This is a genomic window from Acinetobacter sp. ANC 4216, assembly GCF_004331195.1.
GTDB lineage: Bacteria > Pseudomonadota > Gammaproteobacteria > Pseudomonadales > Moraxellaceae > Acinetobacter > Acinetobacter kookii.
Genome location: NZ_SJOC01000004.1, coordinates 15,399 through 37,540 on the forward strand (window position 1 = coordinate 15,399; position 22,142 = coordinate 37,540).

Here is a 22,142-nt window from a genome sequence, read left to right on the forward strand (position 1 = left end):
AAACCTTATGCCGCTGGTGGGCTGTAATTAATCATCACCGTTGCTTCTTCAACTGCATCAATCAAGGTGTCTACCTGGTCGTCATGATCCTGAGTCATTGCCGCATTAAATGACTCACACTCTTCAATAAATGGAGCGACCCACGGCGCATTGACTGGAAGCATCACAAAACGGTCATCAGGGTTATTTTCAAAGTCATTTTCCAGTGGTACCTGGATATCCATAAAGCGAGTTAGCTTATCGATGTTACGCTGCACCGGCAGCACAGGAACACCGGAATAAGTACCTAAGTTTTGAATCAACTGTGTGCCATGGGCCTTGTCTTCAACCTTCATCCAACGGATTGGACGGAGCTCATAGTTATAATCTTTATGCTTATCGATAAAGGCTTTTGCCTGCCTGTTCATTTCAGGTGCTTCCCATTTACCCCGCAAAAGATCAATCAGGTAAAGCTTCCCATCAATACCGAGACCGGCCAGCAAGAACACAGTAAAGTCGTTATGCTCTTTAATCTTCTGTGCTGTATCGACATAAATCGCACGCCACTGCAATGGCGGCAACTCTTTGTATGTTCCAAACCATTCAGCCTTAATGAGGTCACCGCCTAATTTCTTAGGCTGCTGCATATACTGACTTGAGAATGTATAACGGGAAACCGTAGCACCCTCTTTATCTTGGCCACCTTTCTCAAGCTGCAGTAATGATTTTAGGGTTTCCTTTTGTGGCCAGTAGCTTTGGCGGCCCTTTTCATCACGCTCAACATCTCTTGGTACCAACTTTTGAATGTGTTCAGGCAAAGTATTGATATAAGCCTCATCAATTAATGCCGGAATAGAAACTTGCTCCCAATCACCAGGTAAGTTGCCAGTCATTACAAAGTGAGTTGGATCCTCAACATGCAGACGCTGCATGATCATGATGATGGGTGTATCTGACTTAGCCTTTCGGGAGTTCACCGTATTCAGAATTTTACGGTTTGCTGAATCACGCTTGATCTTACTAAAGGCATCTTCAGGCTTTAATGGGTCATCAATGATGATACAGCCCGTAAACCCTTCTTCCGCCAAGGTACCAGCACGGCGGCCAGTAACCTGACCACCCATCGATGCAACGTAGATATGTCCCACATCATAGTCATCTACAGTAATCTTCCACTCTTTCTTTGAATCGGTACTGTTGGATACCTGAAGATTCCACATTGCCTGAAAATCTTTCGATTTCACAATGTCACGGGCAGTATCAGAAACACCTTCAACTAAAGATTGGGAGAATGACAAATATAAAAAGCGTGAACGAGCGTTAAGAGCCAAGCCACGCGGTATTAGGTTTGTCGTTAATTCGGTTTTACCTGCACCTGGTGGAACGTTAATCACCAGGTTCGCGATATTGCCTTTGATAACTTCGTCAATTAACCAAGCCACATACTGATGATGCCAATTGACCATAAACTTAAAGCCCATGCGGGGCTTAAAGAACCGCCGGGTGAAATATAAATGCTCATCTTCACACAGCTTTTTTTCAACCTGTGTTTGCAGATCCATTTAGTATTCCTCTTGGGCTTTCCTCACAGCTTCATTGATTTGCTCATCAGTAGCCTTTGTGACAGTGGTTTGGGTAACTTCACTTGTGACTTCAGTCTTATTCGTAAACTGCCCACCTACATCCCTTGCGGCTTGCTCAAGAATCTTAAGAGACATCACTGTATTTTTTAAATTACGCTCTAACTGCTTTTGATAATGCTTCAGTCGATAGAATTTCTGAGCAATTGGAATATCAATCAGACCAGCATCAAAGTCAGCACGGGTTTTATGAAATAAATCTACAAATTTTTTAGATAGATTCTTACCTGCAACTTTGGTCGGGTCATATAGCTGGCATTGCTTTCTATCAATTTTCACCCCAAATTCTTGCAAGACCTGATCCGCTACCTCTTGAGGTGTATCACGGCATGCAAGAGCTTGAACTATAAATATTTTTACAGGCTCTTTTAGTGCTGCCATAAACACCTCTTTGTCTAGCTACGTCTAGCAAAATAGGCAAAAAAATTTAAGCCAACTTCAATAAACACGTACCGCATGCATGAGCAATATTAGCCCGGGATATAGTTGGGCCATCTTCAACTAACTTAGCCATTTTTTGAATATCGGAATGACCACCATAGCGACGAACAACCCCGAAGAATTCCTCTACATCATGGCCGCGCATTTTTAGAATTGGATGCCCTGTGTGGCTGTCATAGCATGGCCCGCCATTTGGACTGATCTTGTGCATTAAGTGATAAAGCTCATGCTCAACCAATGCCATAAAGTCCTCATCGGAACAGTAAGAGCAGTAATGTGCATCAAGCGTGATAAGTGCTTTTGGTAGAAACCCAAACCATCTAATCAACTGTGCTTCCTGTCTAAACTTTTTCCAACCACTTACTTGAAACTGAACAATCTCAGCTTGCCCCAATACAATGCGCTCTAATTTATTGAAAGCTTTTTCAGCCCATAAAAAACAAACACCAGAATGACCAACTAAATGCTCATGGTCTGGGTTATAGAGCTTACTGTTTGGATCAAGAATATTTGTATGCAGCCAGTCGTAAATTTCTTGTGCTGGCTCAAATAAAAATTCTTCTGTCCACTCTTCAGGATCAGTAATGTGCTTTGGTGGATAAGGTCTATTCATCGAAACACCACTTCAAATCATCCGGCACAGTCAAATGAATACCCAATTTCGTGACAGTAAAATCATGTACACAATTCAGATACTCAGTCATCTGCTTAACGCTTAATTTGGTTGTGCTGCAAAGTCTTATTACTTGCTCTGCAATCACTCGATATTCTTCACATTCATTCTGCTTCAACATGGCAATCGCTTTACATGTCTCTGTAAACTCTTGATCATCACGACGGTAAATAAAAATGAGGAACCTTTTCTTAAACTCAAAATGTAATTGATCTTTATGGGTGCCATTCTTCTTTTCGATCTGGCCTAACCACATCCAATAAAGTCTATTCTGGGCTGCTGACCGATCATCCTGTTTTTGATCTATCACCACACGTAAAGGCTTGCCGCTTTCCAATGCCTGAGTGTAATTGGTGTGCATGAAGTTAATAGCTTTAGTGATATCGGCATGGCTTTGGATAGGAAACACGGCTTTTTGCATTTCCTCTCCTTAAAACTTATCATGATGCAAAATTACAAAATCAAGAAACCGTAATGCTTTATCTCATTGGCATCTTATTTCTAGGCTTCATTATTTACTATTACAGGCTGGATCAGGCTAGTTCCACATCAGCTGAGTTTATTCTTTATCTATGCATTTCATTGATCATAATTTGCATTGGTCGAGCCTGGCGTGTTCTGACTTAATCAAAACACCTCTCTGTCTTCCATCACCAACATCCGATCCACTCTCACCAACCACTGATCAAACATTGCCTCACTCTCCGCCCGGTTACCCAATTCAAAACGGTCAAATTTCCCATGGCATGAATGACACAACGGTACCGTGAACTCATCACTGGATTTAATCGATCTACCCTTGCCATGCTTTGCTGAATTGCTATGCGCTGCCTGACTATTGGGATTACCACATCGAATACACGGCAATAATCGAACCGCAGCCAGTCTTTTTGAATCACGCATACAACGCTACACGCAAATTCTTAATACGCTCTTTCAACTTAATCATGATGCCGTCAATTGCCAGTAACTCATTTCGAGTCAATCCGGACCGGCTGAGATTCTGATACTTAGACAGCTCAGCACTGCAAAATTCTAAGTCTTGTTTCGCTTGTACTTTGTCTGTCATGGAATCACCAAATAAGAAAAGAAAAACCCCAACAAGTGTCAGGGTCTTTATGTGTTTGAATGAGTGAAAAGAACTTTATTTAAATTGCATAAACATCTGTTTCTACCTCATCCCAAAATTTCAAAATCTGATCTCGGTGATCAGCAGGCTCACTACCCCTGATAATATAAAAAGTTTTTACATTACCTTTAATACTAACACTTGTGCGAATGTAAGACTCTTGGAGTCTTTCCATTCCTGTGAGTGGTCCATATCGCTTTGAAATCACCTGATCTTTTAAATCTAAATGATTTTTATCAACAGCCTGCCCGCCAAAGTTACCACCAATAAAATATGTCATGTTGAGCATCCTTAATGCCAATTAAATAAAAATTAATCATGACCATAATGGATGCAAAAAACAATAGAACAATTATACTAACATACTGTTTTATAACACAATTGTATTAATATAAAATTATAACTTAATGAATTGTCTGTTCTTTTTTTTGCAAAAAATATAAAAATAAAACCCCGCCAATAATGCATATTTAGCGGGGTCTTGCGTGCCGTAATACGTCCGGCAAATGTCACCGAAGTGACAAGGGTCTATTTAACTTCTTTCAAACAATCCCTACACACCTGGATTTCTTCATCATCAATCGTGTAATCGATTTCAGTGGCACCATGAAGGCCAAATAAACACATTAAGAATCGGAGCATCACTTTTCTCCATGCGAAAAAAAAGCCCACTTCAGCAGTAGATTGATGTGGGCTTAAACTAAGGACCTTGGAGGGTCATTCAGAAACTACAGCTGTTTCTAGCAGCAATCATGCATACTTGTTCGTGAATTTCTTGTGAAGAAAATTCATTAAAAAAGCCCGCTTAACTCGGGGAAGTTAAACGGACTAGTATGGGGTATCATCTTTTTTATTTTTTATTGCGCTTTCTCTTGGAGCAAAAAAAATATATCACCAAGCTTTGATTTACAAAGTATAGAGAATTTGGAGAAACTGTTTTTCTGTGTATGCTTTTGGTTATTTTTTGATCTTTGTTAGACAATGATCATTAAATCTAATTTGGGTGCCCCGATATTGCTTACACCGAACATTTCTCAGGGCATTAAAAATGCTCACATTACTGTAAGCATTTGTGGTACTTCTCGTCTTTCCGAGTGTCAGTCGTTTTTCCCAGCTAGGCGATAGATAACTTCGTCTAACCTGATAAAAAATTAACCGGGATTTGCTATTCAATCAATCGTTTTATTTCGTAATTTTTTGATAAATATCACGTTTAATTCACGACTGATCTGATTTTGAATTGATCACCACAAAAGATCCATGCTGTGGTCCATGGCTAATCCCTACTTTGATTGCCACTGAATAGGCACAGTACTAATCAATTTTCGGTTTCGATTCAAATTTCGGCGGGGCATCACTCCCAATTCTGATTTCACTTTCCTGCATATCCTATTCATGCTCGATGAACTGCATGGGTTGTACCCTCTTTCGTGGGGCCCATACGTATTTGCTCAAACAGGCTTTAGCTAATCAGCAAACTATAGAAAATGGGTTTTAAGATACTTTTCTCCTGGCATTAAAAAACCTCCCAAGGGAGGCCTATTTAGCAATCTAATTAGGTGATTTTTGAATCTTCAAAATTTTTAGGGAGATTTAAATTTATTTTAAAATTCGCAATTTGATCAGCATTGCCCCAATCCCCATAAATAAGCGCTTTTACTTCAATGCCAGTATCTTCATATAGATGCTTATCCTTTAAAATTTTGAGAAACTTTTCTGCATCTTCATCACTTAGATAACCTATTTGAATACCACCTACAATCACCATAATTGCATAAGTGTATTCTGTGTTTGTGGTATCCATGATCAAAAGAGCATTGACAACTTTACTGACAGAATGATCAAGTTGAGGGCCAACTATTTCAATTATTGGTTCTTGAAAGTCAATTGCACTGTAAATTTGATGACCAAACTTATTTTTAGTCATTTCTTTAAACTTTCCACCGGACTTATATTGGGTGGGCTTCACCATGACAAAAAATGTTATTAGAACAATGATCAGAAGAAGAACTAGACCCATGACTCATACTCTTCACATGGGAAAGACAACAACACCTTAACACGAAAGGATGTACGTTCTTTAGATTTTGATCTGCCCTCACAATTTATTTAATTCAGAAGACAGATACTCAACGAGCTGCTTTTTACACCCTATCTCAGGTATATCAAATACCCAATAACATGTAGATCTAGACCTGCATTTAAATATGACGGTCAAAGTATTGATTTCAATATAAGCATCTTCATCCCTAAGCTCTGCAAATAATCGCAGAGTTATTGAAAAAAACTTTAACTTATTGACTATTTCATATTTTGATGGCTCATACTCCTTTAGAGCCTCGTCATAAATAAAGTCAAAGATCTCTTGGACCATAGTAATGTCCAGCAGTTTAACTTCGAGTAATGAAGATAAATGAACACTTACCATTACGCTGTACAAAAACTGTATTGTGGCTTGTTCTAATCTTTAAAAGGTTGTAGATGCAAAAAAGCCCACCATTTGGCGAGCTTTTAAATTAACTTAGTGCATCACATACACTTCGGTCACTATAACAGAAATATGCCATATCTCGGCATGCCAGTCAAATACTAATCAATACGTAATCGCTTATCATGCCCAGCTAAATAAAACTTCCCCGCATAAATCATATTTCTTAAAACATTCCGGCCCAGCTTGAATTCATCTTCCATTTTTCGATCTGACAAGCCTCTTACATTTCTTTCAATAAATAACTGAACAGCCACCTTAGCTGAATCACAAATCAGTTTTGATTGCTTCACTTCAATGATGAGCTTCCGCACCTGCTCCGCTTCAAAATCATTAATCTTACAAATGATCTGATCCTTGCGTGGTGCCACACCTTTATTGTTCTCACAGATCAACCAATAGATCTGGTTCACTCCAAGGCTATCCGGCTCATTCCCCGACTTCATGCGACAGGTTTGAATGTATGCACCGTACTGCTTTAACCAATCTTCAGCTGTAAATTTTGACCAATCCATTACTTGTGTTTTAACCGCTGCATTCATCCCATTGCCCTCAAACTTCTTTAATATCGATGTCGTGTACTGTTTTCATTAAGTGCTTTTTAGATCTATAACTCGCCAATTTCCGCGTTACTGCCGACTTCACATCCTCAACAATCAGCTTCCCATCGCTCAGGTATGTGAAATCTGCAAAATATCTAAGTGCTGGCTTGGCTCGTTTCTCCCCTTCTATTTTTACCTTAGGTGCTAACTCAAATTTGACCTGACACTTAAGCTCTGAAATTTCACCCCTTTGCATTAACGCTGTAAGCTCGATATAGCGTTTGTATTCCTTGACGCTATCGAACTTCATTCCATCCTTTTCAATGCGCTGTGCGTTGAATTTGTTGCGCTTGGTGGCTGTCTTACGACCACCACCGTAAAGTTTTTTGTATTCAGCGAGTGAGATGCTGGTCATTAGTCACCTGCAACCAGCTTAAAAACCAAAATCACCACAATGATTGAAATTGAGAACCCAATACCAAAACTAAAACCCCGGTTCATCCACTCCATGACAGCGATATTGTTAAAGCCACCAGTCGCCCACCTCCAAATAAATTTGACCGCAAAGAACAAAGCAGTGCCAAGCAGAATACAAATGAGGAAATCTTTGTTATTCATCTCTCAATCACCTTCGTAGTGGGTGCAATATGATTGCGGATATCGGATACATAGTCCGTGCGGTCGTGGTCTGCTAGAGCGGCGCGGATGCTATGGAGCTTAAAAAACTTCTCCACCCCTCGTAATGCAATCAAACCTGAGCCATAGAAAACTTGACTGCCATCAAGAATCACATCAGTTGCCGCATCAGGCGCCCCATCCACAATCGCCTGACACTTTTCCAACCCCAATTCTTCGATTAAGTTCATGCTGTCACCTTAATTTTAAAAATCTGCTTAGCCTTTTCCGTAGCCTTATAGCCTGCCGGTGTTTCAAAATCGCTTTCTACATAACCAGCTTGCTCTAACTGATTCACATATCGCTGTGCTGAGCGCTTACTCATTTGCAACCAGCTCTTTACATCGTCAGTGCTTGTGCGACTACGCTTTTTAATAATGTTCCCCAGTACAAGAATCATTCGCTCACCGTATGCAACTGCAAGCATGGAAGGGAAACAATCCACGGTTTTATCGTCTAATGGGTGTTTCATGCGGCACCTCGATATTTATCTTCATGTTTAAAGTTTGCTTCAACCAAAGCACGTGATAATTGAGGACAAACAGAATTACCCACCATTCGAGTTTGCTCGGTTTTAGTCAGGCGAATTTCATTGCCATGCTCATCAATTCCTTTTTCAAAAACGTAAGATTCTGGAAAACCTTGTGCTTTAAAAAGCTCAACTGGTTGCAGCATGCGAAAACCAATATCTACAATTTGATATTCTTGCTGCCCCACGGTAACCAAACCAAAACGGTCGCGAGTCGGGATTGTGCGTAAAGGCTCACTAATCGAATTTCCATCTTTTTCACTGCCGTAAAAAGCAGTTAGAAATGCACGAACTTCAGCAAATTGATTAACTGTGGTCATCGCATGTAATGGCTCATTGAGTTTTTGCCCGATACAGTTTTTCTTCATTTTAGATAGATGACTGATTACAAGAGAGTTATGGTCTTTAGCGGTAATCGTGTGAACTGGATCTGTCACAGCACTCCCAACAACACCTGTATAGTTTTTTGCCAAAAATGCCGATATGAGGGCATGGTGACCACCTTTGGTTTGAGCGCAAATAGTTCTCAATGGTTCATGAACTGGCATCGACCTCTTATTGGATGCATTAGCACATTCAGTAAGAACTGGAACAACACCATTCACAATAAATGGCTCAGGGCTATCAAATACAAACTTCTTCAAACCACCTGCGATACGCTCCATTGTTGCTGTAGCCAATGGGCGATTACGAGTGAATATACTTGGTGCTTCAATACTCCAGTCAATACACTCAGCTGCAGTACGCCATGGTTTTAATTTTCCTTTTTGCACCTGGATGCTATCCGGGTGACCGTGTGTTGGTGCAGGCCATTGAATTGGTAATCCATCACGACGAGCAATTAAGAAGAAACGCTTGCGAATAGTGGGTGATCCATAATCACATGCGCGCAGTTCACGCCATTCAACCTCATAACCTTGGCGGTTTAATGCATTCACAAAACTTTTGAATGTTCGACCTTTCCCCTTAGGACATGGACGACCATCTTTACCAAGCGTTCCCCAGGTTTTAAACTCTTCAACATTCTCAAGCATGATTACTCGAGGACGAGTTTTAGCGGCCCAGCGCAATGCTACCCAAGCCAATCCACGGATTTTCTTTTCAACCGGTTTGCCACCTTTAGCTTTGCTAAAATGCTTACAATCCGGTGATAACCAAACCAGACCTACCGGTTGATTTCCAGTTGCCTCGATTGGATCTATATCCCAAACACTTTCACAATAATGCTTTGTATCCGGATGATTGATTCGATGCATGGCCAATGCTTTTGGATCGTGATTAATCGCAACATCAACAGGACGTTTGAATGCCTGCTCAAGACCTGTCGACGTGCCACCACCGCCAGCAAAGTTATCAACGATCAATTCATGAGGAAGAAAAGACATATTCACACCCCACCCCCTAAACCTTGTTCTTCAAAAGACTTGATTTTTATCTTGGCTTCTTCCAAATATTTCTTAAGCTCATCACCTTGAAGTGGCCGAGTGTCTTTAGGTGCAGGCCCATTACCCCAATCCCCATAATCAGCAACAATCTTTTTTTCAATAGCTGGTGGCTTAATCCATACAGCCTGAAGAACGCCTTGTGCTACAAACTCAGAAACAACATCGGTGTAATTTTCCTTAAATGCCTCGTATGCATAGAATTGAGCACGCTCAACATTCTTCGCCCAGTTGATATCGTTAAACATGTCGTAGCAGCGGTCGTAGGCTTCTTTCTCAGCATTTGTGATTTGATGTTTTTTATCACCAACCCACTTAACAATATCCGCCAACGCTGCATGTTTGCCCTTGAATGAATCAACAGCTCTTTGTTGTTCGGTGCCAAAACCTGTGATACCTAAACACCACTTGCGGAACATTGCTGGATCTGGACAAAAGCCGTTATCACGAACCATGCGTAGACCTGTTGTAATCTGCTCTCGTGAAAGATCTTCAACACAAATTTTCATTGCATGATTGATTGCTTCAGCTGGCATGCCTTCAAAAGTTTTTTCAAAAGAACGTGGTGCAATTGCTTTGAAAGTTGCAACCAGCTGACCAGTCTTGATTGGCTGAATCACTTGTTGATTAGAAACCATAGCTGTCATTGCCCTGCTCCTCTTTTGCGATCAACTGCTGAATCTCATCCCAACGAGATGATTTTTGGTTTTGTTGTCCAGGTGTGAATTGCTGTTTCGGCTCAAACAATCCTTGGTAGTTTCCAGTGATTGAAGTTTTTAAGGACTGATTGCTTCCATCGAATCCCCATTGCTGGAAATCCTTGTAGATTGTGTTTAGGGCATTTTTGGTTAGTTTGGTTTTTGCTGTTTGAGAGCGGTTAGAAACGTATTGCTCCCAGAGAGAGAAATCACAGAGAACTGCAAATTTTTCAGAAGTCAGTTTGATTACTTCGTCATAAGATAATTTACGAGATTTCTCTTTGCGCTCTTTTTCGGCTTTTGCTTTTTGTTGTTTTGAAAAAACTTGGTAAGCATAAAAATTAGCTTCCAAAGGTTTTTTAGAGCGAAGCGACTTAAATAATAATTCTATAGAAGTAATTCTATAAATTAATTCTATTGTGTCTACAGATTTTGTAGTACCTAGCACTACAGATTTTGTAGTGGTGCTATCCATTTTTTGTAGTGCTACAGATTTTGTAGTGGTACTACAATTTTTAAAGTGCTCAACAAGAGAAACCTCATTAATGCGGTACTCGTTACCCTTTCGGCTGTTCTCGCTAACAATGGAAATTACACCCAAATCAAGTAACTCTTTAAGCCCCTTACGAACAGTCATAGCGCTGGTTTTTTTGGCGCCCTCAAGCTTTCCACCTTGCAACTGTGAATAGCTAACATGATCTGTAGTCTTGTCTTTGAAACCGTTAATACGATCCTCAAGCTCTGCATATACGTTCCTGGCTGCGTCAGTTAAGAATGGGCGAACCTCATAGCGGTAAAGACGACTTGAAGGAACATAACCTCGCTCAAACCTGTCTTCCATTTTTTTACCTTTGGAGAACGGGACTATGTTGTCCTCGTGTTTTTTTAGTGCTGTCATTCCCAACCTCCCAATCGCTTCCCGGCGTTCAATTCCTGCACGTTTGCATGACGAATCAGGTGGATTAATGCAAAGCTTCTGTTTCCATCCAGCAATACGCCATTGCCTTGAACTTTATGCACAGTCATTAAGCCGCATGGCTTGGATTCATCGATAAAAACAACCGTATCGCCGGCTATAAGATCTGATTCTGAAATCAAGCAATGCCAGCACTGCTCTTCTTTAAAATTCGTGCACTTGTTAGCGCATGGGTGTTGTGGTAGATTTGTTTGCATTCTTGGGTTCCTAAATTCTTGAATAACGACCACTTCTCTGTTCGCGCAGGAAGTGGTTTTTTAATATCCGAGTTCTTCTTTACGTTCGCTAACTTCGTCATGAAACAGATCGTCTACTGATTCAATTCGATTCATCCAGCTCTTCGACATAACTAACAAAGCTTCCACTCTGGACTTATCAATGCTTTGATATTCCTTGGGAACGATCTTCAAACCAATGCAACTCAACAGCTCGCAAAGAGTTTCAATTTCTGTCAATCCATTGTTTTTCTTGTCATTTTTCATTCTAGAAATGGTACTAGGGTCAACCCCTAGTTGCTCCGCGATATCGCTATTTTTCCCTTTTGCAAGAGCCTGCAAAATGCGTGATACGTCATTTCTGGCACTTGCAGATAGTTCTATTGATAATTTGTTCATGGTGTTCCTGGGCTGTTAAAGCATTGAGTTTTTTTCATTTGCTTTTTTGGTCGCAATTCAATCCAGATGTCCTGGTAAGACCTCGGAAAGATTTTCTTTCGAGTGCATAAACCTTGATCTTCAGCGATAACTGCTAGCCTGATTTTTCGATCAATAGGTATTGCCTTCCATCCGCTAACTGAGGCTGGTGTGATTCCAAGCAATCTAGCTACAGCGCTTACACCACCAAGAGCCTCGATAAGTTGTGAGTCTTTCATAACTTACTCCTAATTCACGAAACCTATTATTAGGCATTCCTTATTTTTAATCAATAGGAATACCTTATTTTTTATATGTTAGGATCACCTAATGAAAACACTTGCCGAACGTCTAAGATATGCCATGGAAGTTTTACCTCCTAAGAAAGTAAAAGGGGTTGAACTTGCACGTGCTGTAGGAGTTAAGCCACCATCAGTTAGTGATTGGCTTTCCGGGAAATCCAAAACAATGGAAGGGGAAAACCTCCTACGAGCTTCCAAATTTCTTGGTGTAAATCCGAGCTGGCTTGCTACGGGCGCTGGAAAACACAATCTTGATCTAACCTCCAATGTGATACCGGTTGCCCCTAAGATGGCCCCTGTCCTTTCATGGGTTCAAGCAGGTGTGTTTACTAACGTCCAATCTGTAGATATGTCACAAGTGGAAGAATGGCTCCCTCTTCCAGAAGAATGCACAAACTGCTTTTACTTGAAAGTACAAGGCATTAGTAATAGCCCTGAATTTCTTGAGGGGGATTATATTCTTGTTGATCCTGATGTTTATTATAGTGATATGCAGTCTGGCGACATGATTGTAGTTAGGAAATTCGAAGATGCTACTTTTAAAAAATTGGTAATTGAAACTGATGGTTCTCGCTACCTTCAGGCATTAAATCCGGAATTCAAACCCAATATCATTCCACTTGATGAAAATTGTCATTTTGTTGGTCAGGTTGTTGATTGTATTCGCTATACATATCGCGCCAAACGGAGAACAAGAGCGAATTAAAAAAACAAAAGCCCAAGTGCATTCAATCCTGGGCTTTGATGGTGGATGATAATAATGAATAGTCCAAAACTCCCAATACCGCCGCTACATACATATAGGAATCAATCCAGCACAATACAGCTGGCAATAAATCAATTCCTTATATCTTATGTACGCGAAGATTATTATTTTAATATCGCCATGCTTGATGGAGCTAAAGCCTATAACCTCGTGAAACTCGTAAGTATAAATTTTGGATATGCCACTGTTGATATAATTTTCAAAACCATCACAGGTGAATTGATAAACCTGCCTATAGATTTACTTATTTCAATAGAGGTAGCTGGGCAGAAAGAAGTTTAAAGCCGCTATATGCGGCTTAGGTGTTAGCTGTAAACCTACTGCATGTTTTTAGGGGTATTAGGTTTTGTTTTAAATGGGGTGGTAAATGGGAAAAAGACTAAAGGATGATGAAATAATAGCTTTAAAGAGTGTTCCCAAAATACTATTAAAGCCACTTCGTCAAAAGTGGATAGAACAGCTAAAATTTAGGCAGCTTTCTATTGAGTTGTGTAGCCAGGATCAGAAGCATAGATTTAAGCTTTATATGAGACAATCAAATCTTGATGAGGATAATTTCTCATGTGGATTGAGTTATTTGGAGTCAAATGAGAGTGATATAACGCTAGCTAGATACAATGGTAGTAGTCATGTTCATGTTAATAAGTGTGATGGTCAACGATTTGATTTTCAGTGCCATATCCATCAGGCTAACGAGGCGTCATTAAAAGTTTCTAAAAAAATTGAAAACTTTGCTATTCAAACAGATAGATATAAAAATCTATCTGGCGCTATACAATGTGTGCTAAAAGATTTTAATATAATCGATATAAACATCGGACAGCTTATAGAGCAAGGAGGATTGTTTGATGAAAATTAATGAAGTTAAACAATTGCTTTGCAATAGTTTTTGTCGTGATATAGGTTTTAAAGAAACCAAAAATGGAGCAATAGTGTCCCTGCCTATATTTGATATGGATGGTGATGCTTTTAGTATTTATTTAAGCGAGATAACTGGTGGTTGGCGTTTATCAGATGGCGCAAGCACAGTGATGCGCTTAAGCTACGAGAATGACTTAGACGCATTGTTAAAAGGCTCGCGTCTTGATTTATTCAACAACTATGTAGCAGAGGCTAATGCTGAATATGATGATGGTGAGTTCATAATGCAGATCCCAGCTGATCAACTGGTCATGGGCTTGTTTGAATTTACTAGATTGTTAAATAGAGTTAGCGATTTAGCTCTACTAAAACAACATAGAGTTGTATCTACATTTAAAGATCAACTTAGAGAAGCTTTATTCTCTCTACTACCACCTGATCAGATTCACGAAAATTATCGCGTCCCAGGGCTGCCGAATGCTGATGATTATGTTATTGATTATATGGTGGAAGCAGAAACTCCCTTATTTCTATTCGGTGCCAGCAATAAGGACTCTGTTAGACTCTCAATTATTACAATGCAATACCTTGAAAAACATGATATTAACTTTAACTCCTTGGTGATTTTGGAAGACTCTTCAAAACTGCCAACACAGGATTTAAGTCGACTCATGATTGCAGCTAACGATATAATTCCTAATTTGCATGAAATGCAAGCTATCGAGAAAAAAATTAAACATAGATTAGTTTGCTGACGCTCAACTTGACTCTATAGCAACACAACCCACCCCAGCGGTGGGTTTTCTTTTGTCTATTAAAACACAAAAATTAGGTTTGCTTAATTTTATTAGGCATACATATTGACAATATAATTAGGTTTGCCTAATATTTATTTCACCAGATAACAAAAAAGTCCCTAGCTTTCGACGGAGAGGGACTTTTACTCAAAGAGTGAGATAAGTATGAACCAAACACCTTCCCACAGTCAAACACCTACGTTTGGCCATATCCCAACTACAGGGATTCTTTACCAGCAGCCGCCTTCTAGTGAACAGATTGCTAAGGCGAATCGCTGGAACAAGTTCAAAGCTTTTATGCGTGACGCCATTGCAGTAGTGGTTTTTAGTTCGCCAATCGTGGCAACGCCTTTTGCAGTTCGTAGTTGTTCAGATGATGTGGATCGTCAGGCAGTGCAGGCGGTTAAGTTTCAGATGGAGGTTAACCATGAACGCTCAAACTAAACCTGAATTGCTTGCTCCGTGTTTTCCGATGCTTTCAATCAAAAAGTCAGGCATTGAAGTTGATGCAGACAACGTGCAGTTCTCTTTCGTTGTTGGAAATCAGTCTATTGATTGTGAAATCAAAGCAGCAGAACTGACTGATTCAATGTGTGTTGAGTCTCAATTTGATCCTGAATCTGGCCGTGATGTGGATTACACCAGGCTTGAAGTGGATAACAAGACTTTGGCACTGGTCACTCGATCTGACTTTGAGGAAACACCAGCTGGCTTGCATTTCATTCTGACTGAATCTCAGGTTTATGAGTTGAATGAATGGCTTGAGGCGGATGCTGTTGAAAAGTTTGAAATGGCACAAGGATAAGAAAAATGAATGCACCAGTACATCAAAACCAAAACCCTTTTGCAGTGTCAGCGCCTCAAACTCAGGCGATGTCTACTGTTCAATCTGACAGTCAACGTGCTATTGCGGAAGTTCAAGCGGCTCTTGTGATTGCTAAACAGTTTCCGCGCAATCCGATTGAAGCTTATGACCGTGTAATGAATGCTTGTCAGCGTCCAGGCTTGGCACAGTCGGCAGTTTACTCTTATGCACGTGGTGGTACTTCCGTCACTGGTCCATCAATTCGACTGGCTGAAATGCTGGCTCAGAATTGGGGGAATATTCAGTACGGAATTCGCGAGCTTTCATCTGAAAACGGTGAATCTACTGTTGAAGCCTTTGCTTGGGATGTTGAAACCAATACCCGTCAAACTAAGGTTTTTCAGGTTCCACACATCCGCTATACGCGCCAAGGCACTAAAAAATTAACTGATCCGCGCGATATTTATGAGTTGGTTGCAAACAATGGTGCGCGTCGTCTTCGTGCCTGCATTCTTGGTGTCATTCCAGGTGATGTGGTAGATGCAGCTGTTGATCAATGTGAAAAAACTATTCATGCATCTGCTGACACTTCGCCAGAAGGCGTGCAGAAGCTCATTAAAGCTTTTGAGCAGTTTGGCGTATCCAAAGATGATATTGAGGGATTCATTCAGCGTCGAGTTGATGCAATCACTCCTGCCAATGTGGTTTCGCTCCGGAAGATTTTCACCAGCCTTCGTGACGGTATGAGCAGCGCCAAGGATTGGTTTAAAGGTGCAAAAACAGTTGATGTTGCAGCGGTTGATGCACCAAAACCAACCCTGAGTGATGATGAATTTAATGCAGCACTTGAGCAGTTAAATGCTGGTGCTATTGATAAAACATACATACTTGATGGCTACGCTTTAACAGATGCGCAACGTGTAGCAGTGGAGGCTCAATAATGAAATTATTCCGCTGCTCATCTCTACATAAATTAATTGGTGATGGTCGCTCTAAAGCGGCCGTCATCAGCGACACTGCAAAGTCTGCAATCCGTGACACGGTGAAAGAAGACCTTTATGGCTTTCGCTCATTCACTGGCAACCAGTACACAGCCAAAGGCAATCTGCTTGAGGATTTGGCAATCGAAATGTCTGGCAAGATGCGTTATCGCAATTACCAAAAGCACGTAGGTCGTGTTGAAAATGAATTAATCACTGGTGAGTGCGATGTGCTTGATCTTAAAAACAAACTGATCATCGACACGAAATGCACCTGGGATATTGGCACCCATCCTTTCTTTGTTGATGAAGCCATGGAGAAGGTTAAAAAAGCAGGCTATGACGTTCAGATGCAAGCCTACATGTGGTTGTATGAATGCGAAGTCGCTGAGGTGGATTTTTGGTTATTCCCTACTCCACTGGAACTCACAAAGGATTGGGATGATCGGGAGCAACTGATCGACATGGTTGAGAAGATCGACATTCGTGAGCGTTTAACGACTGTGGTGATTGAACGTGATGAAGCAATCATTCAGAAGATCAAGGACAAAATTCCACACTGTCAGGAGTATTACGCAAGGCTGTTTGCTGAACGCAGTAAAGGAAAGGTGGCGGCATGAAAAACTAACTCGCGTCCACCCTCTAATGAGCGAAGCCTTTGTGATTTGGCTTGTCAGCATTGGCTATAGAGGCGTAACAAATGCATCTGGTGTTTTGTTCTACTGCGAAGCGTCTGGAAAGAATTTCCCTCGTAACGTGATGATTATGGCGAATGGTCGATTGAATAAACCAGCGACCCAGTTGTTTGAAGAATTTAAAAAATACAACCCTTTTGGTGAGGTGGCGTGATGATTGGAACTCAAATCAAACCTGACTACTCGGAAGCAGTTGCTCAATTTATTAAAAGCGGCGGTCAGATTAAGCCGGCAGTAAATACCAATAAAGCTATCGAGTGGAACCAACCCGTTTCTACAGGTGGTTTAAAAAATAATATCCCACTTCGCAAGGCAGCCGAAGCTAAAGGTTTAAAGACGTATGTACCTTATGCACCTTGTGAAAAATGTGGTAGCTCGGAACGCTCAGTCAAAACTAATGCTTGCATTATATGTGACCGACGTAGAGCAAGAGCCAAGACGGGTTTGAGCTCAAAAAATTTGGAAGCAATTGGTCATTACTTGTTAGGTAAAGGCGAAGCGGTTGAGTTCACCAGTGGCGGCAAAAAGTACGTTTTGAAAGTTGAGGTGGCTTGATGAGATTAGCTAAATTTACTGCGAGTACACAAAAGCTTAAAAAAGCTGGCTTGTACCAGATAGGCGCAAGGAAAAACGCCTTAATTAAGGTCAATAAATACATAAATTGCACGGTGAAGTATACAGAAAATGGTCCTGTGACCATTCCTGAAAATCTTATCTACTTTTTCACTGAAGAAGAGCTTCAAGCACTAAAAGATGGGAAAACACAAATTAAAAATGGGAAGGTGGCGTGATGGATATTCAAATTAGAAAGCAATTAGAGCAGCTTGAGTACATCAAAGACAAACTTGAATACATTGAATATGACGAAGCTCTTGGTTGTTATATTGAAAAGCAAGATGGATTACCGACAGGTGTGGCGGCATGGGTAAATGGTGCGTTTTATGGATTTGAGCAAGCAGCCAAAGCCCAAGCGGTGCCGGAATGGATTTCTGTTAAAGATCGATTGCCAAAAAATAATATTTTAGTTTTAGCAATGTCTCAAACCGTTAGCAATATCTTCAATGTTTACGATGTAATGGCTTTGGATGAGTTTGAAGAAGCTGACGTAACGCATTGGATGCCATTACCTGATGCGCCGCAGGAGTCAATCAAATGACTGAAATTCAAAAAACAAACATCCGGTTTGCTCAACTCCAACTTGATAACCTGATCGAGCGTGATAAGCCATACATTGATTCATGGTCAGCTGGTGATGTTGGTTCGTTCAATGCGATTTTAAATGCAGTGGATTTTGACAATGAGTTCACTTTTGATATGCGCGGCTGGTCACGTCAGCGTGTAATCAGTGGCACAGGTGCAATGCTGGAAATCAATGAAATGAATGAGGATAAGTTGTATCACTTGTTTACGACTTATTTGAGTGAATTGCCGAGTGGTGTGGTGAAGTCTTTAGGAGAAGTGTCGTGAATCTAATTGAAAAGTTAGGTGGGTATGGGAAGGCGAAGCGTGAGCTTGAGTTAAAAGAGCAAAACTCTGTTCTTCAATGTTGCAGTGCTGTAACCGCTGAAATGATTCGTGATGCTTTACTCGAATACCGCCGACAGCACAATATTTTTGAGGTTGGGGATAAGGTTGTTTTTAGAGAGTGCTCAGGAATTGGTGGCGCAAGTGATGCTATTGATTTAATGACGGTTAAGAGTATTGATGCTTTTGGGGTGAGAATGACAAATAGTTTATGCCCGTGGGCTATTCAAATTCGTCATGCAACTGATGCAGAAATCACAGCAGGTAAAAGATTGGAGGTGGATTGATGGAAATTGATCGCAGAATTCGGGCGAAAGAGTTCATGCAGTTACTTGCCATTGGTAAAGATAAATTCTATTCAATGGTGAACTCTGGTGATATTAGACAACCGGTCCGACTTTCAGAAAAGGATGTTTTTTGGTACTCATCATATGTGAAGCATAAAGTCGAGGAACATAAAACAGAATCTGATATGATAGCCCACACATAGTGGGCTTTTTCTTGTCTATCCTTAACCTACTTTCACATAAACGGGTAACTAAACGGGTAACATGAACACCACAAATAAATTATTTTATATATTACAGTAGGTTAAAGTGAAAATTGTCATTCTCAACAAACCTTATGACGTCCTCTCCCAATTCCGTAAAGACGAAGCACACATGACCATGTCTGACTTCGTAGATGATCCGACTTTGCGCTTGGCGGGTCGCCTTGATATGGACTCGGAAGGTTTAGTTTTTTTAACCGATCACGGCGGTTTAAACCAGTTTATTACCAACCCGGCCAACAAGAAGTTTAAAACCTATCTGGTACAGGTGGATGGTGATGTCACTGAAGAAGCGCTGGAACAGCTTCGTCAAGGGGTTGAACTGAAAGATGGCATGACCCTTCCTGCCAAAGCCATTAAAGTGCAACAGCCTGAATGGTTATGGGAGCGTGATCCTCCGGTTCGTTTCCGGGCGTCGGTGCCTACCTCCTGGATTGAAATTTCAATCTGTGAGGGCCGTAACCGCCAGGTTCGCCGTATGACTGCTGCGGTAGGCTTTCCAACTTTACGTTTGATTCGTACTAAAATTGGTTCGATTGATCTGGTTCAGTTGGGTCTGCAACCGGGTGAAACCAAAGAAATTGAACCTTTACTTTACCCTGACTTTAAAGATGTCCCTGCCGAAGAACCTTACCGTTCACGTTCTTATGTGAAAAAACCAGGTGGTACGGGCGGTAAACCTATGGTTCGCAAGAACAAAGATGGTTCTGTGAAGAAGAAATCAGGTACCAAACGTATCTGGCAAATGGATGAAAGCGAGAAACCGCGTCGCAAGACCAACGGAACAACGCGTCCAAACACCAAAGCGCCGCGTGGACGTGGTCGTGGTCGCGGTTAATCGCCACAATATAATAAGGGTGCATAAGCACCCTTTTTTAATACAAAATCCAAATATATTGTTTTTTTATATTCTGTAGACTGAGTTTAGGTTGCAATTTGAGTCGGCTTATTATGAAAAATATTATCTTTTCTGCTTTAATCGCAGGTTTTTCGACTTTGAGTTTTGCTCAAAATCCTTTAAGTGTTCATGTACTGAATCTGGATTCCGGCTTGCCTGCCTCCAATGTATCCGTGGTACTGGAAGCGCAGCAAGGTGATAAATGGACCAAGCTCAATGAAGCGAAAACTAATACCGAAGGCCGAATCACGGATTTATACCCCAAAGACACCAACCTTCAAAAAGGCATTTATAAAGTTACTTTTAAAACCGGCGACTGGTTTAAGGCAAAAAATCAGCGTTCTTTTTTTCCGGAAGTACCGGTGGTATTTGTGATTGATGGCAGTTTGGAGCATTACCATATTCCGCTGTTGCTGAGTCCTTATGGGTATTCAACCTATCGGGGGAATTAAAAGTTTATCTTTTAAGCGGCACAGTTTTTTCAAGAATTAAGTCATCATCATGATCTAACTTTTGTGTTTCCTCGAAATGTATAGCTAATGATAAATACATAATGGAGTTTCTAACAAGCCTAGCTAAATCCATTAAGGATTTTTCAAATTCAGCAAGCGGCATTTCAAAAATATAATCTTTCTTTATTTTTTTATCATTGATATCTGAGATTAGTTTTTGATATTCACTAGAATTTATAAGATTTTTTTCTTCTAAATATGCTTTTTTTTCAAGAGCTTTATTATAATTATAAGGCGTTACTTGATCATATTTAGTATTCAGCTCATAACCAAAATCATCAACAATTCTAAATGATCTATGTTCAAGATGATTTCTAATTTTAGCTAGTCTATGTTTTTCATCTTGCACCTGACTTCCATCTTCAATTTCTTTCAAAATATAAAATAATGCATGTAAAAAAAAGTTTGTTGACTTCTTTAGCTCTACTCTTGGTTTAAATTTTTTATTTTCATTCCTACCAAAAATTTTTGAGAAACTAATTTCACGATTACCTATATTTAAATTTAGATATTTTGCTAATAGGTAGGCACTTTTATCAAAAATAGAATATAAAATTTTAAATGCTGATTTCATGTGAGATGTTTTTAGATTATCTACAGCATGCAAAGTATCATCTGTATGTGGATATGTCTGATTGTAAAAATGTCTTGATTCACTACTCATTTCTGAAGCTTGAAAAATTAAAAATCGTGCGTATGTAAAATCATTTCTTAATTCATCAAAATTTGAATGAAAGACCAAACTTTCTTTGAGGCTAAGCAGATTATTTATTTTATAGTTAATAGAAGGCAATCCTAGAATATCTTGATATACAATTTCATATTTACATAAATCGTTTAAATCATTTATAAAAAGTTTGTTATCAGCAACCCATTTTAAGTAACGTGCCTCTACTTTACTTCTCGTCTTTTGCTTATATGCTTCTAAAAAATTGAAATCTTCTAATTTAAAATTATTTTCAAACCAAGAGTGAAATCTATTTAGAGTTCCATTAGTCAATAATGGTATTTTTTGCTCTTCTTCCAATTTATCTAAATTTTCTAAAGCAGTTTTAATTAAGTTATTGCAATAGTAATAATGAATTTGAGTGTGAGATTCATCAAAAAGTTGTGTACCTCTAAAAAGCATGCCTTCTGCTTTAGCAATTAAAGCTACTGAATTTCCATCCAATTCAATTGCCTTATCCCAATAAAACTGAGCACAAAAACATCGTCCTTGAGAAGATAGAAAATTTCCCAAATTTGTTAATGCAAAAGATAATAGACCAGTATCGCTTTTATGTTTTTCGAGTAAGAAAACCGATTTTTCATACAAATTTACTGTATCAATTAAACTTTGTGAATACCAATCCTCATGATGGTATTGATAAAGCTCTGAGCTGCAATTTCCTAAAATGTAATAGAAATATCCTTCACAAAAACCATCCAAAAATACAAAATCTGTCTCAGTATGCACCTTTAGAAATTTAGTCAATTCAGATTTCTTATTCTTATCTAAAATTAGTTCATCTACTAAACCAGCCATAGCATTTAATTGACGTATACCGAGTTCAAACATAATTTTTCAATAAAAAACCCATACCTAAGTATGGGTTTTACATGGTTTTT

General features: G+C 39.8%; 36 protein-coding genes. 17 read left to right on the top strand and 19 right to left on the bottom strand.

Annotation, left to right across the window (positions count from 1 at the left end; all coding sequences use genetic code 11):
- Positions 1–5: 5 nt before the first annotated feature.
- The 18 genes from terL to E0H88_RS04040 form a co-directional block, all read right to left on the bottom strand.
- A complete protein-coding gene (gene terL, locus E0H88_RS03955) occupies positions 6–1,541 on the bottom strand; it encodes a phage terminase large subunit (protein WP_131273181.1) in 1,536 nt (511 codons plus the stop codon).
- A complete protein-coding gene (locus tag E0H88_RS03960; RefSeq protein ID WP_131273182.1) occupies positions 1,542–2,000 on the bottom strand; it encodes a DUF2280 domain-containing protein in 459 nt (152 codons plus the stop codon). It abuts the gene before it with no gap.
- Positions 2,001–2,046: 46 nt separating this feature from the next.
- Positions 2,047–2,673 (bottom strand): putative metallopeptidase, encoded by a 627-nt coding sequence (locus E0H88_RS03965; protein WP_131273183.1) that lies wholly within the window; start codon positions 2,671–2,673, stop codon positions 2,047–2,049.
- Positions 2,666–3,154, bottom strand: coding sequence for a recombination protein NinB (locus E0H88_RS03970; RefSeq protein WP_131273184.1), 489 nt, complete (start codon positions 3,152–3,154; stop codon positions 2,666–2,668). The genes E0H88_RS03965 and E0H88_RS03970 overlap by 8 nt, the downstream gene beginning before the upstream one ends.
- A gap of 206 nt (positions 3,155–3,360) precedes the next feature.
- A complete protein-coding gene (locus E0H88_RS16050) occupies positions 3,361–3,636 on the bottom strand; it encodes a DUF968 domain-containing protein (protein ID WP_131273185.1) in 276 nt (91 codons plus the stop codon).
- 245 nt (positions 3,637–3,881) lie between these two features.
- A complete protein-coding gene (locus tag E0H88_RS03980) occupies positions 3,882–4,142 on the bottom strand; it encodes a hypothetical protein (protein WP_131273186.1) in 261 nt (86 codons plus the stop codon).
- A 1,275-nt stretch (positions 4,143–5,417) separates the two neighbouring features.
- A complete protein-coding gene (locus E0H88_RS03985; RefSeq protein ID WP_092818206.1) occupies positions 5,418–5,882 on the bottom strand; it encodes a hypothetical protein in 465 nt (154 codons plus the stop codon).
- A gap of 569 nt (positions 5,883–6,451) precedes the next feature.
- Positions 6,452–6,892, bottom strand: a complete 441-nt coding sequence (locus tag E0H88_RS03990; protein ID WP_131273187.1) for a hypothetical protein — start codon at positions 6,890–6,892, stop codon at positions 6,452–6,454.
- A 10-nt stretch (positions 6,893–6,902) separates the two neighbouring features.
- Entirely contained in the window at positions 6,903–7,307 is a 405-nt protein-coding gene (locus E0H88_RS03995; protein ID WP_131273188.1) for a DUF1064 domain-containing protein, read from the bottom strand.
- On the bottom strand, positions 7,307–7,510 hold the full coding sequence (locus tag E0H88_RS04000) for a hypothetical protein (RefSeq protein WP_131273189.1): 204 nt from the start codon (positions 7,508–7,510) through the stop codon (positions 7,307–7,309). Before E0H88_RS04000 ends, E0H88_RS03995 begins: the two co-directional genes overlap by 1 nt.
- Positions 7,507–7,758 (bottom strand): hypothetical protein, encoded by a 252-nt coding sequence (locus tag E0H88_RS04005; RefSeq protein ID WP_131273190.1) that lies wholly within the window; start codon positions 7,756–7,758, stop codon positions 7,507–7,509. The genes E0H88_RS04000 and E0H88_RS04005 overlap by 4 nt, the downstream gene beginning before the upstream one ends.
- Positions 7,755–8,039 (bottom strand): helix-turn-helix domain-containing protein, encoded by a 285-nt coding sequence (locus E0H88_RS04010; RefSeq protein WP_131273191.1) that lies wholly within the window; start codon positions 8,037–8,039, stop codon positions 7,755–7,757. The genes E0H88_RS04005 and E0H88_RS04010 overlap by 4 nt, the downstream gene beginning before the upstream one ends.
- Complete coding sequence (locus E0H88_RS04015) at positions 8,036–9,481, bottom strand: DNA cytosine methyltransferase (protein WP_131273192.1); 1,446 nt, start codon at positions 9,479–9,481, stop codon at positions 8,036–8,038. The genes E0H88_RS04010 and E0H88_RS04015 overlap by 4 nt, the downstream gene beginning before the upstream one ends.
- 2 nt (positions 9,482–9,483) lie before the next feature.
- Positions 9,484–10,185 carry a hypothetical protein gene (locus tag E0H88_RS04020; protein ID WP_131273193.1) on the bottom strand — a complete coding sequence of 234 codons (702 nt, stop codon included), beginning with the start codon at positions 10,183–10,185 and terminating at the stop codon, positions 9,484–9,486.
- A complete protein-coding gene (locus tag E0H88_RS04025) occupies positions 10,166–11,134 on the bottom strand; it encodes a phage replication initiator YdaU family protein (protein WP_131273194.1) in 969 nt (322 codons plus the stop codon). The genes E0H88_RS04020 and E0H88_RS04025 overlap by 20 nt, the downstream gene beginning before the upstream one ends.
- On the bottom strand, positions 11,131–11,409 hold the full coding sequence (locus E0H88_RS04030) for a hypothetical protein (RefSeq protein ID WP_252151985.1): 279 nt from the start codon (positions 11,407–11,409) through the stop codon (positions 11,131–11,133). The genes E0H88_RS04025 and E0H88_RS04030 overlap by 4 nt, the downstream gene beginning before the upstream one ends.
- Before the next feature lie 60 nt (positions 11,410–11,469).
- Positions 11,470–11,826, bottom strand: a complete 357-nt coding sequence (locus E0H88_RS04035) for a helix-turn-helix domain-containing protein (protein ID WP_131273195.1) — start codon at positions 11,824–11,826, stop codon at positions 11,470–11,472.
- Positions 11,823–12,083 carry a Cro/CI family transcriptional regulator gene (locus E0H88_RS04040; RefSeq protein WP_131273196.1) on the bottom strand — a complete coding sequence of 87 codons (261 nt, stop codon included), beginning with the start codon at positions 12,081–12,083 and terminating at the stop codon, positions 11,823–11,825. Before E0H88_RS04040 ends, E0H88_RS04035 begins: the two co-directional genes overlap by 4 nt.
- A 91-nt stretch (positions 12,084–12,174) precedes the next feature.
- On the opposite strand from E0H88_RS04040, the gene E0H88_RS04045 reads away from it, so the two are divergent.
- The 17 genes from E0H88_RS04045 (at position 12,175) to uraH (ending at position 20,474) form a co-directional block, all read left to right on the top strand.
- Positions 12,175–12,852, top strand: a complete 678-nt coding sequence (locus E0H88_RS04045) for a LexA family protein (protein WP_131273197.1) — start codon at positions 12,175–12,177, stop codon at positions 12,850–12,852.
- 54 nt (positions 12,853–12,906) lie between these two features.
- Complete coding sequence (locus tag E0H88_RS04050; RefSeq protein WP_165493272.1) at positions 12,907–13,194, top strand: hypothetical protein; 288 nt, start codon at positions 12,907–12,909, stop codon at positions 13,192–13,194.
- A gap of 85 nt (positions 13,195–13,279) precedes the next feature.
- Entirely contained in the window at positions 13,280–13,771 is a 492-nt protein-coding gene (locus E0H88_RS04055) for a hypothetical protein (protein ID WP_131273198.1), read from the top strand.
- Positions 13,761–14,528 carry a DUF1828 domain-containing protein gene (locus E0H88_RS04060; protein WP_131273199.1) on the top strand — a complete coding sequence of 256 codons (768 nt, stop codon included), beginning with the start codon at positions 13,761–13,763 and terminating at the stop codon, positions 14,526–14,528. The genes E0H88_RS04055 and E0H88_RS04060 overlap by 11 nt, the downstream gene beginning before the upstream one ends.
- Positions 14,529–14,735: 207 nt before the next feature.
- Positions 14,736–15,014: a hypothetical protein gene (locus tag E0H88_RS04065; RefSeq protein WP_131273200.1), complete on the top strand. Its 279-nt coding sequence runs from the start codon at positions 14,736–14,738 to the stop codon at positions 15,012–15,014.
- Positions 14,998–15,375, top strand: a complete 378-nt coding sequence (locus E0H88_RS04070) for a hypothetical protein (protein WP_131273201.1) — start codon at positions 14,998–15,000, stop codon at positions 15,373–15,375. Before E0H88_RS04065 ends, E0H88_RS04070 begins: the two co-directional genes overlap by 17 nt.
- Positions 15,376–15,380: 5 nt before the next feature.
- Complete coding sequence (locus E0H88_RS04075; protein ID WP_131273202.1) at positions 15,381–16,316, top strand: hypothetical protein; 936 nt, start codon at positions 15,381–15,383, stop codon at positions 16,314–16,316.
- Complete coding sequence (locus E0H88_RS04080; RefSeq protein WP_131273203.1) at positions 16,316–16,975, top strand: hypothetical protein; 660 nt, start codon at positions 16,316–16,318, stop codon at positions 16,973–16,975. Before E0H88_RS04075 ends, E0H88_RS04080 begins: the two co-directional genes overlap by 1 nt.
- 25 nt (positions 16,976–17,000) lie before the next feature.
- A complete protein-coding gene (locus E0H88_RS04085) occupies positions 17,001–17,204 on the top strand; it encodes a hypothetical protein (protein WP_131273204.1) in 204 nt (67 codons plus the stop codon).
- Complete coding sequence (locus E0H88_RS04090; protein ID WP_131273205.1) at positions 17,204–17,605, top strand: hypothetical protein; 402 nt, start codon at positions 17,204–17,206, stop codon at positions 17,603–17,605. Before E0H88_RS04085 ends, E0H88_RS04090 begins: the two co-directional genes overlap by 1 nt.
- Positions 17,605–17,841: a hypothetical protein gene (locus E0H88_RS04095; protein ID WP_131273206.1), complete on the top strand. Its 237-nt coding sequence runs from the start codon at positions 17,605–17,607 to the stop codon at positions 17,839–17,841. Before E0H88_RS04090 ends, E0H88_RS04095 begins: the two co-directional genes overlap by 1 nt.
- A complete protein-coding gene (locus E0H88_RS04100; protein WP_131273207.1) occupies positions 17,841–18,206 on the top strand; it encodes a DUF551 domain-containing protein in 366 nt (121 codons plus the stop codon). Before E0H88_RS04095 ends, E0H88_RS04100 begins: the two co-directional genes overlap by 1 nt.
- Positions 18,203–18,517, top strand: coding sequence for a hypothetical protein (locus tag E0H88_RS04105; protein ID WP_131273208.1), 315 nt, complete (start codon positions 18,203–18,205; stop codon positions 18,515–18,517). The genes E0H88_RS04100 and E0H88_RS04105 overlap by 4 nt, the downstream gene beginning before the upstream one ends.
- On the top strand, positions 18,514–18,861 hold the full coding sequence (locus tag E0H88_RS04110) for a hypothetical protein (RefSeq protein WP_131273209.1): 348 nt from the start codon (positions 18,514–18,516) through the stop codon (positions 18,859–18,861). The genes E0H88_RS04105 and E0H88_RS04110 overlap by 4 nt, the downstream gene beginning before the upstream one ends.
- Positions 18,861–19,064: a helix-turn-helix transcriptional regulator gene (locus tag E0H88_RS04115; RefSeq protein WP_131273210.1), complete on the top strand. Its 204-nt coding sequence runs from the start codon at positions 18,861–18,863 to the stop codon at positions 19,062–19,064. The genes E0H88_RS04110 and E0H88_RS04115 overlap by 1 nt, the downstream gene beginning before the upstream one ends.
- 106 nt (positions 19,065–19,170) lie before the next feature.
- Positions 19,171–19,962 (top strand): rRNA large subunit pseudouridine synthase E, encoded by a 792-nt coding sequence (locus E0H88_RS04120; protein ID WP_131273211.1) that lies wholly within the window; start codon positions 19,171–19,173, stop codon positions 19,960–19,962.
- A gap of 113 nt (positions 19,963–20,075) precedes the next feature.
- A complete protein-coding gene (gene uraH, locus E0H88_RS04125) occupies positions 20,076–20,474 on the top strand; it encodes a hydroxyisourate hydrolase (RefSeq protein WP_131273212.1) in 399 nt (132 codons plus the stop codon).
- A gap of 4 nt (positions 20,475–20,478) precedes the next feature.
- Here uraH and E0H88_RS04130 read toward each other — a convergent pair whose 3' ends face one another.
- Entirely contained in the window at positions 20,479–22,092 is a 1,614-nt protein-coding gene (locus E0H88_RS04130; RefSeq protein WP_131273213.1) for an LA2681 family HEPN domain-containing protein, read from the bottom strand.
- Positions 22,093–22,142 lie beyond the last annotated feature (50 nt).

Bases quoted from the DNA above. Each gene is read 5' to 3' on its own strand.
- terL (WP_131273181.1), bottom strand. From the start codon at position 1,541: ATGGATCTGCAAACACAGGTTGAAAAAAAGCTGTGTGAAGATGAGCAT.
- E0H88_RS03960 (WP_131273182.1), bottom strand. From the start codon at position 2,000: ATGGCAGCACTAAAAGAGCCTGTAAAAATATTTATAGTTCAAGCTCTT.
- E0H88_RS03965 (WP_131273183.1), bottom strand. From the start codon at position 2,673: ATGAATAGACCTTATCCACCAAAGCACATTACTGATCCTGAAGAGTGG.
- E0H88_RS03970 (WP_131273184.1), bottom strand. From the start codon at position 3,154: ATGCAAAAAGCCGTGTTTCCTATCCAAAGCCATGCCGATATCACTAAA.
- E0H88_RS16050 (WP_131273185.1), bottom strand. From the start codon at position 3,636: ATGCGTGATTCAAAAAGACTGGCTGCGGTTCGATTATTGCCGTGTATT.
- E0H88_RS03980 (WP_131273186.1), bottom strand. From the start codon at position 4,142: ATGACATATTTTATTGGTGGTAACTTTGGCGGGCAGGCTGTTGATAAA.
- E0H88_RS03985 (WP_092818206.1), bottom strand. From the start codon at position 5,882: ATGGGTCTAGTTCTTCTTCTGATCATTGTTCTAATAACATTTTTTGTC.
- E0H88_RS03990 (WP_131273187.1), bottom strand. From the start codon at position 6,892: ATGAATGCAGCGGTTAAAACACAAGTAATGGATTGGTCAAAATTTACA.
- E0H88_RS03995 (WP_131273188.1), bottom strand. From the start codon at position 7,307: ATGACCAGCATCTCACTCGCTGAATACAAAAAACTTTACGGTGGTGGT.
- E0H88_RS04000 (WP_131273189.1), bottom strand. From the start codon at position 7,510: ATGAATAACAAAGATTTCCTCATTTGTATTCTGCTTGGCACTGCTTTG.
- E0H88_RS04005 (WP_131273190.1), bottom strand. From the start codon at position 7,758: ATGAACTTAATCGAAGAATTGGGGTTGGAAAAGTGTCAGGCGATTGTG.
- E0H88_RS04010 (WP_131273191.1), bottom strand. From the start codon at position 8,039: ATGAAACACCCATTAGACGATAAAACCGTGGATTGTTTCCCTTCCATG.
- E0H88_RS04015 (WP_131273192.1), bottom strand. From the start codon at position 9,481: ATGTCTTTTCTTCCTCATGAATTGATCGTTGATAACTTTGCTGGCGGT.
- E0H88_RS04020 (WP_131273193.1), bottom strand. From the start codon at position 10,185: ATGACAGCTATGGTTTCTAATCAACAAGTGATTCAGCCAATCAAGACT.
- E0H88_RS04025 (WP_131273194.1), bottom strand. From the start codon at position 11,134: ATGACAGCACTAAAAAAACACGAGGACAACATAGTCCCGTTCTCCAAA.
- E0H88_RS04030 (WP_252151985.1), bottom strand. From the start codon at position 11,409: ATGCAAACAAATCTACCACAACACCCATGCGCTAACAAGTGCACGAAT.
- E0H88_RS04035 (WP_131273195.1), bottom strand. From the start codon at position 11,826: ATGAACAAATTATCAATAGAACTATCTGCAAGTGCCAGAAATGACGTA.
- E0H88_RS04040 (WP_131273196.1), bottom strand. From the start codon at position 12,083: ATGAAAGACTCACAACTTATCGAGGCTCTTGGTGGTGTAAGCGCTGTA.
- E0H88_RS04045 (WP_131273197.1), top strand. From the start codon at position 12,175: ATGAAAACACTTGCCGAACGTCTAAGATATGCCATGGAAGTTTTACCT.
- E0H88_RS04050 (WP_165493272.1), top strand. From the start codon at position 12,907: ATGAATAGTCCAAAACTCCCAATACCGCCGCTACATACATATAGGAAT.
- E0H88_RS04055 (WP_131273198.1), top strand. From the start codon at position 13,280: ATGGGAAAAAGACTAAAGGATGATGAAATAATAGCTTTAAAGAGTGTT.
- E0H88_RS04060 (WP_131273199.1), top strand. From the start codon at position 13,761: ATGAAAATTAATGAAGTTAAACAATTGCTTTGCAATAGTTTTTGTCGT.
- E0H88_RS04065 (WP_131273200.1), top strand. From the start codon at position 14,736: ATGAACCAAACACCTTCCCACAGTCAAACACCTACGTTTGGCCATATC.
- E0H88_RS04070 (WP_131273201.1), top strand. From the start codon at position 14,998: ATGAACGCTCAAACTAAACCTGAATTGCTTGCTCCGTGTTTTCCGATG.
- E0H88_RS04075 (WP_131273202.1), top strand. From the start codon at position 15,381: ATGAATGCACCAGTACATCAAAACCAAAACCCTTTTGCAGTGTCAGCG.
- E0H88_RS04080 (WP_131273203.1), top strand. From the start codon at position 16,316: ATGAAATTATTCCGCTGCTCATCTCTACATAAATTAATTGGTGATGGT.
- E0H88_RS04085 (WP_131273204.1), top strand. From the start codon at position 17,001: ATGAGCGAAGCCTTTGTGATTTGGCTTGTCAGCATTGGCTATAGAGGC.
- E0H88_RS04090 (WP_131273205.1), top strand. From the start codon at position 17,204: ATGATTGGAACTCAAATCAAACCTGACTACTCGGAAGCAGTTGCTCAA.
- E0H88_RS04095 (WP_131273206.1), top strand. From the start codon at position 17,605: ATGAGATTAGCTAAATTTACTGCGAGTACACAAAAGCTTAAAAAAGCT.
- E0H88_RS04100 (WP_131273207.1), top strand. From the start codon at position 17,841: ATGGATATTCAAATTAGAAAGCAATTAGAGCAGCTTGAGTACATCAAA.
- E0H88_RS04105 (WP_131273208.1), top strand. From the start codon at position 18,203: ATGACTGAAATTCAAAAAACAAACATCCGGTTTGCTCAACTCCAACTT.
- E0H88_RS04115 (WP_131273210.1), top strand. From the start codon at position 18,861: ATGGAAATTGATCGCAGAATTCGGGCGAAAGAGTTCATGCAGTTACTT.
- uraH (WP_131273212.1), top strand. From the start codon at position 20,076: ATGAAAAATATTATCTTTTCTGCTTTAATCGCAGGTTTTTCGACTTTG.
- E0H88_RS04130 (WP_131273213.1), bottom strand. From the start codon at position 22,092: ATGTTTGAACTCGGTATACGTCAATTAAATGCTATGGCTGGTTTAGTA.